Here is a 14,836-nt window from a genome sequence, read left to right on the forward strand (position 1 = left end):
CCTTAGCGTTTTGCCTGCCAGATACGAGCCTGATAATCACGGATTGAGCGGTCAGAGCTGAACATACCGCAGCGCGCGGTGTTCAGGATACACGCGCGGGTCCAGGCATCCTGGTCGCGATACAGCACGTCGACCTGCTTCTGCGCTTCAACGTAAGCCGAGAAGTCAGCCATCACCAGGTACGGGTCGCCGCCCTGTTTGTCCATGCTGTGCAGCATCTGGTCAAACGCGTGCTTGTCGCCGTCGCTGTACTTCCCGCTTTCCAGCTCTTTGAGCACCGCATCCAGCACTTTATCTTTTTTACGCCATTTCACCGGGTCGTACCCTTTGGCTTTGATGGCTTTCACTTCTTCAACAGTATGGCCGAAGATAAAGATGTTCTCTTCGCCGACCTTCTCGGCGATTTCGACGTTCGCACCGTCCAGCGTGCCGACGGTCAGCGCGCCGTTCAGGGCCAGCTTCATGTTGCCGGTACCGGACGCTTCTTTACCGGCGGTAGAGATCTGCTCGGAAATATCCGCCGCCGGGATCAGCATTTCAGCCGCAGAAACGCAGTAGTCCGGCAGGAACACCACCTTCAGCTTGTCGCCCACTTTCGGATCGCTGTTGATCGCCGCCGCCACTTTATTAATGGCAAGGATAATGTTTTTCGCCAGGTAGTAGCCCGGCGCCGCTTTCGCACCGAACAGGAACACGCGCGGGACGCGGTCGGCCTGCGGGTTCTCGCGGATCTCTTTGTACAGCGCCAGAATGTGCAGCAGGTTCAGGTGCTGACGTTTGTACTCGTGCAGTCGTTTGATCTGGATATCGAAAATCGCATTCGGGTTGATCTCAATTCCGGTGCGCATTTTCACAAACTCGGCCAGACGAACCTTGTTCTCCAGCTTAATGGCGCGGTACTGCTCGCGGAACTTCGCGTTGTCGGCCTGTTTTTCCAGGTTGATGAGCTGGTCCAGGTCGTTGGCCCACTCTTTCTTCAGGGTCTTGTCCAGCAGGCCGGCCAGCAGCGGGTTGCACTGCTTAATCCAGCGACGCGGCGTGATGCCGTTGGTCACGTTATGGAATTTGGTCGGCCACAGCTGGTGGTATTCCGGGAAGAGATCTTTCACCACCAGATCCGAGTGCAGCGCGGCCACGCCGTTCACCGCAAAGCCGCTGACCACGCACATGTTCGCCATGCGCACCTGCTTGTCGTGCACCACGGCCAGCTTCGCCCAGACGGCCTTATCGCCCGGCCAGGTTTTCTCCACCAGCGTTTTGAACTGGTCGTTAATCTTGTTGATGATCTGCATATGGCGCGGCAGCAGCGTTTTCACCAGCTTCTCATCCCAGCACTCCAGCGCTTCCGGCATCAGGGTGTGGTTGGTGTAGGCGAAGGTGCGGCTGGTGATGGCCCAGGCGTCGTCCCAGCTCAGCTGATGCTCGTCGATCAGCACGCGCAGCAGTTCCGGGATGGCAATGGTCGGATGCGTGTCGTTAAGCTGAATAACTTCGAAGTCCGGCAGCTGAGCCAGCTTGCGGCCCGCCAGGTGGTGGCGACGCAGAATATCCGCCACGGAGCAGGCGCACTGGAAGTACTGCTGCATCAGACGCAGCTTTTTACCCGCCAGATGATTATCGTTCGGGTAGAGGACTTTGGTCAGCTTCTCGGCGTCGATCCCCTGCTGCTCGGCGCGCAGGAAATCACCGTCGTTGAATTTGGTCAGGTTAAACGGATGCGCGTGTTTCGCCTGCCACAGGCGCAGCGGCTGCGCCACGCCGTTACGGTAGCCGAGTACCGGCAGGTCCCAGGCTTCACCGGTAATGGTGAACGCCGGTTCCCAGAGCCCCTGCTTTGTGACTTTCCCGCCAATCCCGACCTGCACATCCAGCTGCGCGTTGTGGCGGAACCACGGATAGGTATTGCGGTGCCAGTCATCCGGCGCTTCCATCTGATGGCCGTCGGCAAATGACTGACGGAACAGGCCGTACTGATAGTTCAGGCCATAGCCAATCGCCGACTGGCCCACGGTTGCCATGGAATCCAGGAAACAGGCTGCCAGACGTCCCAGACCGCCGTTACCCAGCGCCGGATCAATCTCTTCTTCCAGCAGATCGGTCAGGTTGATGTCGTGTTCTTTCAGCACGTCACCGACCTCCTGATACCAGCCAAGGTTCAGCAGATTGTTACCCGTCAGACGGCCAATCAGGAACTCCATTGAAATGTAGTTGACGTGACGCTGGCCTTTCACGGGCTTCGTCACAGGCTGAGCGTCCAGCTGCTCTGCGAGCGCCCCGCTCACCGCCTGCCACCACTGGTGAGGCGTCATTTCGTTTGCAGCATGAAGGCCAAAACGCTGCCACTGACGCGTCAGGGCAGCCTGAAATTGAGCTTTGTTGAAAGTAGGCTGTGACATAGGGAATCGGCATCCTGTAGAGAGTAAAAACATTTGGCGCTAGTGTGCCTGGCTCATTGCGCCTCTTCCTCCTCCTGTCGGGGATTAGACAGGGAGGAGTAGCGGGGATGAGCATAAAAGTGTGATCGAGGCCACTGTGTGAGTGTGCGCTTCGCGGAAAAAGCGATCCCGGAAGAGCGTCAAAGAAATGAAATGCAGTTTCGGAGGAAATTAATCATCGCTGAAATGATTACTTACGTAGAATAATATTTCCGCGCGTCGGGATTATTCAGCACCCCTATTAAGCCGATGCAACTTTCCCCGAAGTTAATTAACTTCAGCGTCATTATCTCTTTCTGAAACCAGTTTCAGCGCAACCGCGACTTATGCAGACAAGCCAGAAGCAGCGCGGCATCCAGCCATTTACGGAAAGTTCCATCAGTGATGAGAATGTTTTGTGACAGAGTGCAAATTCAGAGCCTCCAAACCCAGACATAACTTGCAATAGTTCCTCTATTGGCCGAACTTATAGATATTAATTACGAAGCGCAAAAAAAATAAATTCTCTCGTTCCCCACAGTGAAGTGAAAACTATGTTGATTCCGTCCAAATTAAGTCGCCCGGTTCGTCTTGACCATACTGTGGTCCGCGAGCGCGTGCTGGCTAAACTTTCCGGTGCGCATAATTTCCGACTGGCGCTGGTTACGAGTCCTGCGGGTTATGGAAAAACAACGCTCATTTCGCAATGGGCGGCAGGTAAAAGCGATCTTGGCTGGTACTCCCTGGATGAAGGGGATAACCAGCAGGAGCGTTTTGCCAGCTATTTAATTGCCGCGATTCAGCAGGCAACCAACGGACACTGCGTCACCAGCGAGGTGATGGTGCAAAAGCGCCAGTACGCCAGCCTGTCCTCTCTTTTCTCCCAGCTGTTTATCGAGCTGGCCGAATGGCATCGCCCGCTGTATGTGGTGATTGATGATTATCATCTGATCACCAACCCGGTTATTCACGAGTCCATGCGTTTCTTCCTGCGCCATCAGCCGGAAAACCTGACGCTGGTTGTCCTGTCGCGTAACCTTCCGCAGTTGGGCATTGCCAACCTGCGCGTGCGCGATCAGCTGCTGGAAATCGGCAGTCAGCAGCTGGCCTTTACCCATCAGGAAGCGAAGCAGTTCTTTGACTGCCGCCTGACGTCTCCGATTGAGGCGTCGGAAAGCAGCCGCCTGTGCGATGACGTTGCCGGCTGGGCCACGGCGCTTCAGCTGATTGCCCTCTCCGCGCGGCAAAACAACAGCCCGACGCATCAGTCCGCACGCCGCCTGGCGGGCATCAACGCCAGCCACCTGTCGGATTATCTGGTGGATGAGGTACTCGACAGCGTTGACCTCTCCACCCGCCATTTCCTGCTGAAAAGCTCCCTGCTGCGTTCCATGAACGATGCGCTGATCGTGCGCGTCACCGGCATTGAAAACGGGCAGCTTCAGCTCGAAGAGATTGAACGTCAGGGTCTGTTCCTGACGCGCATGGACGATCCCGGCGAATGGTTTAGCTACCATCCGCTGTTTGGCAGCTTCCTGCGCCAGCGTTGCCAGTGGGAACTGGCCGCAGAGCTGCCTGACATTCACCGCGCCGCCGCCGAAAGCTGGATGGCGCAAGGTTTCCCGAGCGAAGCTATCCACCATGCGCTGGCCGCCGGGGATGCCGGTATGCTGCGCGATATTCTGCTCAACCACGCGTGGGGACTGTTCAACCACAGTGAACTGACGCTGCTGGAAGAGTCGTTAAAAGCGCTGCCGTGGGAAAGCCTGCTGGAGAATCCGCGTCTGGTGCTGCTCCAGGCCTGGCTGATGCAGAGCCAGCATCGCTACAGCGAAGTGAACACCCTGCTGGCGCGCGCCGAGCAGGAGATGGAAAGCGAGATGGATACCACCCTGCATGGCGAATTTAACGCCCTGCGTGCGCAGGTGGCGATTAACGACGGTGACCCTGAGGAAGCCGAACGGCTGGCGATGGTCGCGCTGGATGAGCTGCCGCTGGCGAATTTTTACAGCCGTATTGTGGCCACCTCGGTACACGGCGAAGTGCTGCACTGTAAGGGCGATCTCACGCGTTCGCTTTCACTCATGCAGCAAACCGAACAGATGGCGCGCCGCCACGATGTCTGGCATTACGCCCTCTGGAGCCTGATCCAGCAAAGCGAGATTTTATTTGCTCAGGGGTTCCTGCAAGCCGCCTGGGAAAACCAGGAGAAAGCGTTCCAGCTGATCCGTGAACAACATCTGGAACAGCTGCCGATGCACGAGTTCCTGTTGCGTATTCGCGCTCAGCTGCTGTGGGCATGGTCGCGTCTGGATGAAGCAGAAAGCTGCGCCCGCCAGGGTCTGAATGTCCTTTCGAGCTTCCAGCCGCAGCAGCAGCTCCAGTGTCTGGCTCTGCTGGTGCAGTGCTCGCTGGCGCGCGGCGACCTGGATAATGCCCGCAACCATCTTAACCGCCTGGAAAACCTGCTCGGCAACGGGCAGTACCATAGCGACTGGGTATCCAACGCCGATAAGGTGCGGGTGATTTACTGGCAAATGACCGGCGATAAAAAGTCCGCCGCCAACTGGCTGCGTCATACGCCTAAACCGGAATTTGCCAATAACCACTTCCTGCAAAGCCAGTGGCGCAACATCGCTCGCGTGCAGATCCTGCTGGGTGACTTTGAGCCTGCCGAGATTGTGCTGGAAGAGTTAAACGAAAACGCCCGCAGCCTGCGCCTGATGAGCGATTTAAACCGCAACCTGCTGCTGTTAAACCAGCTTTACTGGCAGGCGGGCCGTAAAAACGATGCCCAGCGCGTACTGCTGGAAGCGTTACAGCTGGCGAACCGCACCGGGTTTATCAGCCACTTTGTGATTGAGGGTGAAGTGATGGCCCAGCAGCTGCGCCAGCTGATTCAGCTGAACACACTGCCAGAACTCGATCAGCATCGCGCCCAGCGCATTCTGCGCGAGATTAACCAGCACCACCGCCACAAGTTTGCGCACTTCGATGAGAACTTTGTTGAACGTCTGCTGAACCATCCGGAAGTGCCGGAGCTTATCCGCACCAGCCCGCTCACCCAGCGTGAATGGCAGGTGCTGGGGCTGATCTATTCCGGCTACAGCAACGAGCAGATTGCCGGTGAGCTGGCGGTGGCGGCGACCACCATCAAAACGCACATTCGCAATCTGTATCAGAAGCTGGGCGTAGCGCATCGACAAGATGCGGTGCAGCATGCACAGCAGCTGTTGAAGATGATGGGATATGGAGTGTAATTCCTCTGCGGTCTGATGCCCTCACCCCGGCCCTCTCCCACAGGGAGAGGGCGAAAATTTTGTAGGTCGGGTAAGCGCAGCGCCATCCGACACAACCGCTAGCACAATTCCAGCTGCAAATTGTTATCCTTAATTACCTGCATCACGCCCGCCGGCGGCATTACGTCGGTGTAAACCGCATCCACCATGCTGATGCTGCCCATGTTGACCATTGCGTTACGGCCAAATTTGGAGTGGTCCACCACCAGCATTACATGGCGTGAGTTCTCAATGATCGCGCGCTTGGTGCGCACCTCGTGGTAATCAAACTCCAGCAGCGAGCCGTCGCTGTCGATGCCGCTGATCCCCAGAATGCCGAAGTCGAGACGGAACTGAGAGATAAAATCGAGCGTCGCTTCGCCAATAATTCCGCCGTCGCGGCTGCGCAGTTCGCCGCCCGCGAGGATGATGCGGAAATCGTCTTTCTGCATTAACGTGTTGGCCACGTTCAGGTTGTTGGTCACCACGCGCAGGTTCTCGTGGTTCAGAAGCGCATGGGCGACCGCTTCCGGGGTGGTGCCGATATCAATAAACAGCGTCGCGCCGTTCGGGATCTGGCTCGCCACTTTACGGGCGATACGCTCTTTCTCTGCCGTTTGCGTCGCCTTACGGTCATGCCATGAGGTGTTCACCGAGCTGGACGGCAGCGCGGCGCCGCCGTGGTGACGCAGAATACGGTTCTGATCGGCCAGGTCGTTGAGGTCACGACGGATGGTTTGCGGGCTGACGGCAAACTGCTCCACCAGCTCTTCAGTACTGACGTATCCCTGTTTTTTTACCAGTTCGATAATGGCGTCATGACGTTGTGTTTGTTTCATGAAATATCCCTGGGTATTATGTTCGTTTTCGCGCATGGAGCGTATCGGCCAGCGCCATCGCCAGCCCAACCGCCAGGCCGGTAACGTGCGCACCATTGGCGATAGACATACCAAACAGATCAAACCATCCGGCAATAAGCCATATTAACGCAAAGGTTATTAATCCACGTTGTAAATAGATGCCGCTATCCGGGTCGCGCTCGCCTCTGAGCCAGGCGTAACCCATCAGGGCGTACACCACGCCGGATAACCCGCCAAACCATGGACCGCTGAATTTGTGCTGCACGTAGCCGCTTAACAGGGCGCTGATAAGGGTGATCACAATCAGCTTGCCGCTGCCGAGCCGCTTCTCCACCGCCCCGCCGAGATACCACCACCACAGCAGGTTAAAGAGGATATGCATCACCGAGAAGTGCATCAGCGCATGCGTGAAGTAGCGCCAGACGTCAAATTGCAGGGAGGGATCGTACGGCCATGCGAGGGCAATCATCACGCTCTGGTCGCCCACCACGCTCATAATAATGAAGACGATGATGCAGGCTGCCATCAAAAGCAGCGTAAACGGCCCTGCGCGCTCGCGGAGGGTGGCGAGAAACGGAAAACGTTGATAGTGCAGGCCACTGCCGGTCTGGCCGGATTGCCAGCTTGCCGCCAGATAACGCGGGTCGCCCGGGTTTTCCAGAAAACGCGCCAGCTCGTCATTCACGCGGCCGGCCTGGCTTTCGTCTGCCAGCCAGACATCCGTCTGTGTATGCTGCTGAATAGTCAGGATAATGCCCTGCGTCGCCATATAGTCGACAAACGCCTGGGCGACGCGCGGGTTGCTAAAAGAGGTGATCATCAACATGGGCAGCGGTCGCTTATTTCCACACAAAAGGGGACAGTATAGCGGGATCAGCGCTCAAACGCGTATTCAACTTCTGCCGGGAAATGACGATGCCAGGCATCGAAGCCGCCATCGACGCTGTACACCGCGTCGTAACCCTGCTGGAGCAGATACTGCGCCGCGCCTTTACTGCTGTTGCCGTGATAGCACATCACCATCACCGGGGTATCGAAGTCGTTATCGCGCATAAACGCGCCCAGCGTGTCGTTGGTGAGATGGAACGCGCCCGGCGTGTGGCCCATCGCAAAGCTCTGCGGATCGCGGATATCCACCAGCACCGCTTGTCCCTGGTGCATCTTCTGATGGGCTTCTTCTACGTTAATACATTCAAACTGATCCATGGTGTTCTCATCTTATATTCAGGTGTGGTGCGGTTTTCCCCTCACCCTACCCTCTCCCGGAGGGAGAGGGAAACGGATCACCCTCTCCCCGTGGGAGAGGGCTGGGGTGAGGGCATCAGACCGCACCATTTTACCCCGTAGTGTACGTCCTGGCGGCGGGTAAACGCCATTATGTTATCCATATCACTCTAAATTGTTTTTTTGATGTTACCAAAAGCGCGTTCCTTTGCTATTATGAGCGATATCGAACATTTTTGAGCTTTAACGAAAGTGCATGAGGGTGTTATGGAAACCAAAGATCTGATTGTGATAGGCGGTGGCATCAACGGTGCCGGTATTGCGGTTGATGCCGCAGGACGCGGTTTATCCGTGCTGATGCTGGAAGCTAACGATCTCGCCTGCGCGACGTCGTCCGCCAGCTCCAAGCTGATCCACGGTGGCCTGCGCTACCTGGAACACTACGAATTCCGCCTGGTCAGCGAAGCGCTGGCTGAACGCGAAGTACTGCTGAAAATGGCTCCGCATCTGGCGATCCCGATGCGTTTCCGTCTGCCTCATCGCCCGCATCTGCGTCCGGCGTGGATGATCCGCATTGGTCTGTTTATGTACGATCATCTGGGTAAACGCACCAGCCTGCCGGGTTCGACAGGTTTGCGTTTTGGCTCAGAGTCGGTTCTTAAACCTGAAATCGTGCGCGGTTTCGAATATTCCGACTGCTGGGTGGACGATGCGCGTCTGGTGCTGGCTAACGCGCAGATGGTCGAGAAGAAAGGCGGCGAGGTGAAAACCCGTACCCGCGCGACCGCCGCACGCCGCGAAAACGGCCTGTGGATTGTGGAAGCGGAAGACGTGGATACCGGTGAGAAGTTTAGCTGGAAAGCGCGCGGCCTGGTGAACGCCACCGGCCCGTGGGTAAAACAGTTCTTCGATGACGGTATGCACCTGCCTTCTCCGTACGGCATCCGCCTGATCAAGGGCAGCCACATTGTGGTGCCGCGCGTGCATACCCAGAAACAGGCTTATATCCTGCAAAATGAAGACAAGCGCATTGTGTTTGTGATCCCGTGGATGGACGAGTTCTCCATCATCGGCACCACCGACGTAGAGTACAAAGGCGATCCGAAAAACGTTGAGATCGACGAGAGTGAAGTCAGCTATCTGTTGAAAGTGTACAACGCGCACTTTAAGAAACAGCTGGCGCGCGATGACGTGGTCTGGACCTACTCCGGCGTGCGTCCGCTGTGTGATGACGAGTCTGACTCACCGCAGGCCATCACCCGTGACTATACGCTTGATATTCATGACGTGAACGGTCAGGCGCCCCTGCTGTCGGTATTTGGCGGTAAGCTCACCACCTACCGTAAACTGGCGGAGCATGCGCTGGAGAAACTGGCGCCGTATTACAAAGGCATCGGCCCGGCGTGGACGAAAGGCGCCGTGCTGCCTGGCGGCGATATCGGCGATAACCGCGACGATTACGCCGCGAAGCTGCGCCGTCGCTTCCCGTTCATTACCGAAGGAATGGCGCGCCACTATGCCCGCACCTACGGCAGCAACACCGAACTGTTCCTCGGCGAGGCGAAAGAGATTGCCGATCTGGGCGAGCATTTTGGCCATGAGCTGTACGAAGCGGAACTGCGCTACCTGGTGGAACACGAGTGGGTGCGCCGTCTGGACGATGCTATCTGGCGTCGTACTAAAGAAGGGATGTGGCTGAATGCCGAGCAGCAGTCTCGCGTGGCGCAATGGTTGCAGCAGCATGCGGGAAAGCGTGAATTGTCGTTGGCGTCGTAATTGAAAAAAAGCCGGGTGGCGGCTCCGCCTTACCCGGCCTACTCGATCCCGTAGGCCCGGTAAGCGCAGCGCCACCGGGCTTTGTTTTTACAACCGCACCGGATCAATATGCCAGATATTCTCGGCATACTCTTTGATGGTCCTGTCCGACGAGAAGTATCCCATGTTGGCGATGTTATGCATCGCGGCGCTGGTCCACTTCTCCTGCTGACGGTACAGTTCGTCCACCTTATCCTGACAATCCACGTAGCTGCGGTAATCCGCCAGCACCTGATAGTGATCGCCAAAGTTAATCAGCGAGTCCACCAGATCGCGATAGCGTCCGGGCTCCTCAGGGTTAAACACGCCGGTGGCGATTTGCGTCAGCACCTGGCGTAACTCGTCATCCTCTTCATAATACTCACGCGGCGAGTAGCCCTGCTTGCGCAGCGCCTCCACCTCTTCCGCCGTATTCCCGAAAATAAAGATATTCTCCGCGCCCACATGCTCCAGCATTTCGACATTTGCGCCGTCCAGCGTGCCGATAGTCAGCGCGCCGTTCAGGGCAAACTTCATGTTACTGGTGCCGGATGCTTCCGTCCCCGCCGTGGAAATCTGCTCAGAGAGATCCGCCGCCGGAATAATCAGCTGCGCCAGGCTTACGCTGTAGTTCGGGATAAACACGACCTTCAGCTTATCGCCAATGTCCGGATCGTGATTCACCACCTTCGCCACATCGTTGATGAGATGAATGATGTGCTTCGCCATGTAGTACGCGGACGCCGCCTTACCGGCAAAGATTTTCACGCGCGGCACCCACTCCGCCGTCGGGTCAGCCTTAATGCGGTTGTAGTGGGTAATAACGTGCAGGACATTCATCAGCTGACGCTTGTACTCGTGGATACGTTTGATTTGCACGTCGAACAGCGCTTTCGGGTTCGCCACCACGTTCAGATGCATCGCCAGCCAGACCGCCAGACGCTTCTTGTTCAGCAGCTTGGCTTCCCGTACCGCTTTATTCACCGTCGGGAAATCAATGTGCTGCTCCAGCTCGCTCAACTGGCTCAAATCGGTGCGCCAGGTGCGGCCAATGTTCTCATCCAGAACGTCGGAGAGCGGCTGGTTCGCCAGCGCCAGCCAGCGGCGCGGGGTGACGCCGTTGGTCACGTTGCAGAAACGCGTCGGGAAGATCTTCGCAAAGTCCGCAAACAGGGACTGCACCATCAGGTTCGAGTGCAGCTCTGACACGCCGTTCACCTTGTGGCTGATCACCACCGCCAGCCAGGCCATGCGTACGCGACGCCCGTTGGATTCATCAATGATCGAGGCGCGGCTCAGCAGACCGGTATCGTTCGGGTACTGCTCCTGCAAGGTCTTGAGGAAGTAGTCGTTGATCTCGAAGATGATTTGCAGATGGCGCGGCAGAATTTTGCCGAGCATATCCACCGGCCACGTCTCCAGCGCTTCACTCATCAGCGTATGGTTGGTGTACGAGAACACCTGGCAGGTTACTTCAAACGCGTCATCCCAGCTGAACTTATGCTCGTCAATCAGCAGGCGCATCAGCTCAGGGATCGACAGCACCGGATGGGTATCGTTGAGGTGAATGGCGGTTTTTTCCGCCAGATTCGCATAGGTTTTGTGCAGCTGATAGTGACGGCTAAGGATATCCTGAATCGTTGCCGAGACGAGGAAATACTCCTGACGCAGGCGCAGCTCGCGGCCTGAGTAGGTCGAGTCATCCGGATACAGGACGCGTGACACATTCTCGGAGTGGTTTTTATCTTCCACCGCCGCGAAGTAGTCACCCTGGTTGAATTTACCCAGGTTGATCTCGCTACTGGCCTGCGCGTTCCACAGGCGCAGCGTATTGGTCGCATCGGTGTCGTAGCCGGGGATGATCTGGTCATAGGCCACGGCGAGGATCTCCTCGGTTTCCACCCAGCGGGATTTTTTCCCTTCCTGCTGAATACGCCCGCCAAAACGCACCTTGTAGCGCGTGTTGTGGCGCTTGAACTCCCACGGGTTACCGTACTCCAGCCAGTAGTCTGGAGACTCTTTCTGACGACCATCCACGATATTCTGCTTGAACATACCGTAGTCGTAGCGAATACCGTAGCCGCGCCCCGGCAGCGCCAGCGTCGCCAGTGAATCGAGGAAACAGGCGGCAAGACGCCCGAGACCACCGTTACCCAGCCCCGGGTCGTTCTCTTCGTCAATCAGCTCTTCTAAATCCAGCCCCATCTCTTCCAGTGCGTTTTTGACGTCGTCATAAATCCCGAGCGATAACAGCGCATTGGAGAGGGTGCGACCAATCAGAAACTCCATCGACAGGTAATACACCTGTCGCGTCTCCTGCGAAAGCTGGGCGCGGTTGGAGCGCAGCCAGCGTTCGACCATACGGTCACGCACCGCAAACAGCGTGGCGTTCAGCCACTCATGTTTGTTGGCAATAACGGGATCTTTCCCAATGGTAAACATCAGCTTATAGGCGATGGAGTGTTTCAACGCCTCAACGCTGAGCGTGGGGGAAGAGTAGCTAAATGGAGCATTCATATCAGTAACTTCGCCTCGTTACATCAAGCGTTGATAAAGGTCGCGGTAGGACTGCGCCGCAACGTGCCAGCCAAAGTCCATGGACATCGCCTGACGTTGTACGTAACGCCACAGGGATGGACGGGACCACAAGACGAAAGCACGCCGGATCGCCCGAAGCAGCGACCAGGCATTACTGTCCTCGAAAACAAACCCGCTGGCGATACCGTCCGCCAGGTTTTCCAGGGAGCTGTCAGACACCGTATCCGCCAGCCCGCCCGTGCGGCGTACCAGCGGCAACGTGCCGTATTTCAGACCATAGAGCTGCGTCAGGCCGCAGGGCTCGAAGCGGCTCGGCACCAGAATAACGTCCGCGCCGCCCATGATGCGGTGCGAGAACGCTTCGTGATAGCCAATCTGCACGCCCACCTGCCCCGGATGTTCCGCCGCGGCCGCGAGGAAACCTTCCTGCAATACCGGGTCGCCCGCGCCGAGCAGCGCCAGCTGGCCGCCCTGCTCCAGTAATCCCGGCAGCGCTTCCAGCACCAGATCCAGCCCTTTCTGGCTGGTCAGGCGGCTGACCACCGCAAACAGCGGCACCTTGTCGTTGACCTTCAGCCCCATCGCAATCTGTAGCTGGCGCTTGTTCTCCGCTTTGTCCTCCACGGAGTCGCGACCATAGCGCGCCGCCAGCAGGAGGTCCGTTTCCGGATTCCAGATCTGTTCATCCACGCCGTTCAGAATGCCCGACAGACGACCTTCACGGTGGCGCTGTTGCAGCAGCCCTTCCATACCGTAACCGAACTCCGGCTGAGTAATTTCCCGCGCGTAGGTTGGGCTGACCGCCGTGATGTGGTCGGCGTAGTACAGACCCGCCTTCAGGAACGAAATCTGTCCGTTAAACTCCAGTCCGTGCATGTTAAAGAACGACCATGGCAGATCGATGTCATTCATATGATGCGCGTAATACATGCCCTGATACGCCAGGTTGTGCACCGTAAACACCGATTTGGCCGGGTGCCCCTTCGCCGCCAGATACGCAGGAGCCAGCCCCGCATGCCAGTCATGCGCGTGCACCACGTTCGGACGCCAGAACGGATCCAGTCCGACGGCCATTTCCGCCCCCACCCAGCCGAGCAGGGCAAAGCGCATCACGTTATCGGTATAGGCGTACAGGTTGGTATCGTGATACGGGCTGCCGGGTCGATCGTATAAATGCGGGGCATCAATCAGGTAAATCCCTACGCCATTGTAATGTCCAAACAGCAGGGTGATACGTCCCGCGAAGGTCTCGCGACGGGTAACAACCTTTGCATCGGGAATACCGCGCCGGATATCCGGAAAAGCGGGCAACAACACGCGGGTATCCACCCCTCCGGCGATTTGCGCCGCTGGTAATGCACCAAGAACATCCGCCAGGCCGCCCGTTTTTAACAACGGGAACATCTCAGAACATACGTGTAAAACCTGCATCATCGCTCCTGTTTGATTTGCAGCTTCCGCAACATTTCCCGTGTTACTAACACGATCCCCTCTTCCGAACGGTAGAAACGACGCGCATCTTCTTCCGCGTTTTCCCCAATCACCATCCCTTCGGGAATGATGCAGGCACGATCGATAACGCAGCGACGCAGACGACATGAGCGTCCTACCCAGACATCCGGCAGCAGAACTGCCGAATCGATATTACAGAATGAGTTTATACGCACGCGCGGGAACAGCACGGACTGCACCACCACCGAACCGGAGATAATGCAGCCGCCAGAGACCAGCGAGTTGAGCGTCATGCCGTGGCTGCCGGAGCGATCCTGAACGAACTTCGCCGGCGGCAACGATTCCATATGCGTGCGAATCGGCCAGTTCTGGTCGTACATATCCAGCTCAGGCGTGACGGACGCCAGATCGAGGTTGGCTTTCCAGTACGCTTCCAGCGTTCCCACATCGCGCCAGTAAGGCTCCGCATTCGGATCGGACTGCACGCAGGACAGCGGGAAGGGATGTGCATACGCCATGCCAGCTTTGGTGATTTTCGGGATGATGTCTTTACCGAAGTCGTGGCTGGAGTTTTCGTCTTTGTCGTCCTCTTCCAGCAGTTCATAAAGATAATCGGCATCAAAGACATAGATCCCCATGCTGGCGAGCGATTTGGTGTCGTCGCCCGGCATGGTTGGCGGGTTCGCCGGTTTTTCGACAAAGTCGATAATCTTGTCATCGCCATCTACATGCATCACGCCAAACGCGGTTGCTTCCGCAACAGGCACCGGCAGACACGCCACGGTGCAGCGCGCCCCTTTTTCGACGTGGTCGATCAGCATGTGGGAGTAATCTTGCTTGTAGATGTGGTCCCCGGCGAGGATGACGATGTATTCCGCGCTGTAGCGACGAATGATGTCGAGGTTCTGGGTCACGGCATCCGCCGTGCCGCGGTACCAGTTCTCCCCGTGAACGCGCTGCTGCGCCGGGAGCAGATCGACAAATTCGTTCATCTCTTCGCTGAAGAATGACCAGCCGCGCTGAATGTGCTGCACCAGCGTGTGCGACTGATACTGGGTAATGACGCCAATACGGCGAATGCCTGAGTTCAGGCAGTTGGAAAGTGCAAAATCGATAATACGGAACTTACCACCAAAGTGAACGGCCGGTTTGGCGCGCTTGATGGTCAAATCTTTCAGACGGGTACCACGCCCGCCCGCGAGTATCAGGGCAACTGTTTTTAATGGTAGCTGGCGCGCCAACATTAACGGATCGTTCTTCTCTAATCTAACCATGA

Annotated in this window: 9 protein-coding genes; 2 read left to right on the forward strand and 7 right to left on the reverse strand. The window is 57.0% G+C overall.

Going from position 1 to position 14,836, the window contains the following annotated elements:
• Positions 1 to 2 precede the first annotated feature (2 nt).
• A complete protein-coding gene (gene malP, locus O1721_RS02010; RefSeq protein WP_015571448.1) occupies positions 3 to 2,396 on the reverse strand; it encodes a maltodextrin phosphorylase in 2,394 nt (797 codons plus the stop codon).
• A gap of 572 nt (positions 2,397 to 2,968) precedes the next feature.
• On the opposite strand from malP, the gene malT reads away from it, so the two are divergent.
• Positions 2,969 to 5,674, forward strand: a complete 2,706-nt coding sequence (gene malT, locus O1721_RS02015) for an HTH-type transcriptional regulator MalT (protein WP_032649733.1) — start codon at positions 2,969 to 2,971, stop codon at positions 5,672 to 5,674.
• Between the two features lie 98 nt (positions 5,675 to 5,772).
• On the opposite strand, the gene O1721_RS02020 is transcribed toward malT, so the two are convergent.
• The 3 genes from O1721_RS02020 to glpE are packed head-to-tail and all read right to left on the reverse strand — an operon-like array spanning position 5,773 to position 7,758.
• Positions 5,773 to 6,531 carry a DeoR/GlpR family transcriptional regulator gene (locus O1721_RS02020; RefSeq protein ID WP_017384141.1) on the reverse strand — a complete coding sequence of 253 codons (759 nt, stop codon included), beginning with the start codon at positions 6,529 to 6,531 and terminating at the stop codon, positions 5,773 to 5,775.
• A gap of 16 nt (positions 6,532 to 6,547) precedes the next feature.
• Complete coding sequence (gene glpG, locus O1721_RS02025) at positions 6,548 to 7,378, reverse strand: rhomboid family intramembrane serine protease GlpG (protein WP_015571451.1); 831 nt, start codon at positions 7,376 to 7,378, stop codon at positions 6,548 to 6,550.
• 47 nt (positions 7,379 to 7,425) lie between these two features.
• Positions 7,426 to 7,758: a thiosulfate sulfurtransferase GlpE gene (gene glpE / locus O1721_RS02030; protein WP_015571452.1), complete on the reverse strand. Its 333-nt coding sequence runs from the start codon at positions 7,756 to 7,758 to the stop codon at positions 7,426 to 7,428.
• 285 nt (positions 7,759 to 8,043) lie between these two features.
• Here glpE and glpD point away from each other — a divergent pair, with 285 nt between their 5' ends.
• Positions 8,044 to 9,552 carry a glycerol-3-phosphate dehydrogenase gene (gene glpD / locus O1721_RS02035; protein WP_032649735.1) on the forward strand — a complete coding sequence of 503 codons (1,509 nt, stop codon included), beginning with the start codon at positions 8,044 to 8,046 and terminating at the stop codon, positions 9,550 to 9,552.
• Between the two features lie 87 nt (positions 9,553 to 9,639).
• Here glpD and glgP read toward each other — a convergent pair whose 3' ends face one another.
• The 3 genes from glgP to glgC are packed head-to-tail and all read right to left on the reverse strand — an operon-like array spanning position 9,640 to position 14,834.
• Positions 9,640 to 12,087, reverse strand: a complete 2,448-nt coding sequence (gene glgP / locus O1721_RS02040) for a glycogen phosphorylase (RefSeq protein WP_015571454.1) — start codon at positions 12,085 to 12,087, stop codon at positions 9,640 to 9,642.
• Positions 12,088 to 12,105: 18 nt separating this feature from the next.
• Positions 12,106 to 13,539, reverse strand: coding sequence for a glycogen synthase GlgA (gene glgA / locus O1721_RS02045; protein ID WP_017384140.1), 1,434 nt, complete (start codon positions 13,537 to 13,539; stop codon positions 12,106 to 12,108).
• A complete protein-coding gene (glgC, locus tag O1721_RS02050) occupies positions 13,539 to 14,834 on the reverse strand; it encodes a glucose-1-phosphate adenylyltransferase (protein ID WP_017384139.1) in 1,296 nt (431 codons plus the stop codon). Before glgC ends, glgA begins: the two co-directional genes overlap by 1 nt.
• Positions 14,835 to 14,836: the final 2 nt, after the last annotated feature.

The sequence above is a fragment of the Enterobacter cloacae complex sp. HYC033_NIDB genome, from assembly GCF_056673335.1.

Coding starts and splice junctions, on each gene's coding strand:
- malP (WP_015571448.1), bottom strand. CDS start 2,396: ATGTCACAGCCTACTTTCAACAAAGCTCAATTTCAGGCTGCCCTGACG.
- malT (WP_032649733.1), top strand. CDS start 2,969: ATGTTGATTCCGTCCAAATTAAGTCGCCCGGTTCGTCTTGACCATACT.
- O1721_RS02020 (WP_017384141.1), bottom strand. CDS start 6,531: ATGAAACAAACACAACGTCATGACGCCATTATCGAACTGGTAAAAAAA.
- glpG (WP_015571451.1), bottom strand. CDS start 7,378: ATGTTGATGATCACCTCTTTTAGCAACCCGCGCGTCGCCCAGGCGTTT.
- glpE (WP_015571452.1), bottom strand. CDS start 7,758: ATGGATCAGTTTGAATGTATTAACGTAGAAGAAGCCCATCAGAAGATG.
- glpD (WP_032649735.1), top strand. CDS start 8,044: ATGGAAACCAAAGATCTGATTGTGATAGGCGGTGGCATCAACGGTGCC.
- glgP (WP_015571454.1), bottom strand. CDS start 12,087: ATGAATGCTCCATTTAGCTACTCTTCCCCCACGCTCAGCGTTGAGGCG.
- glgA (WP_017384140.1), bottom strand. CDS start 13,539: ATGCAGGTTTTACACGTATGTTCTGAGATGTTCCCGTTGTTAAAAACG.
- glgC (WP_017384139.1), bottom strand. CDS start 14,834: ATGGTTAGATTAGAGAAGAACGATCCGTTAATGTTGGCGCGCCAGCTA.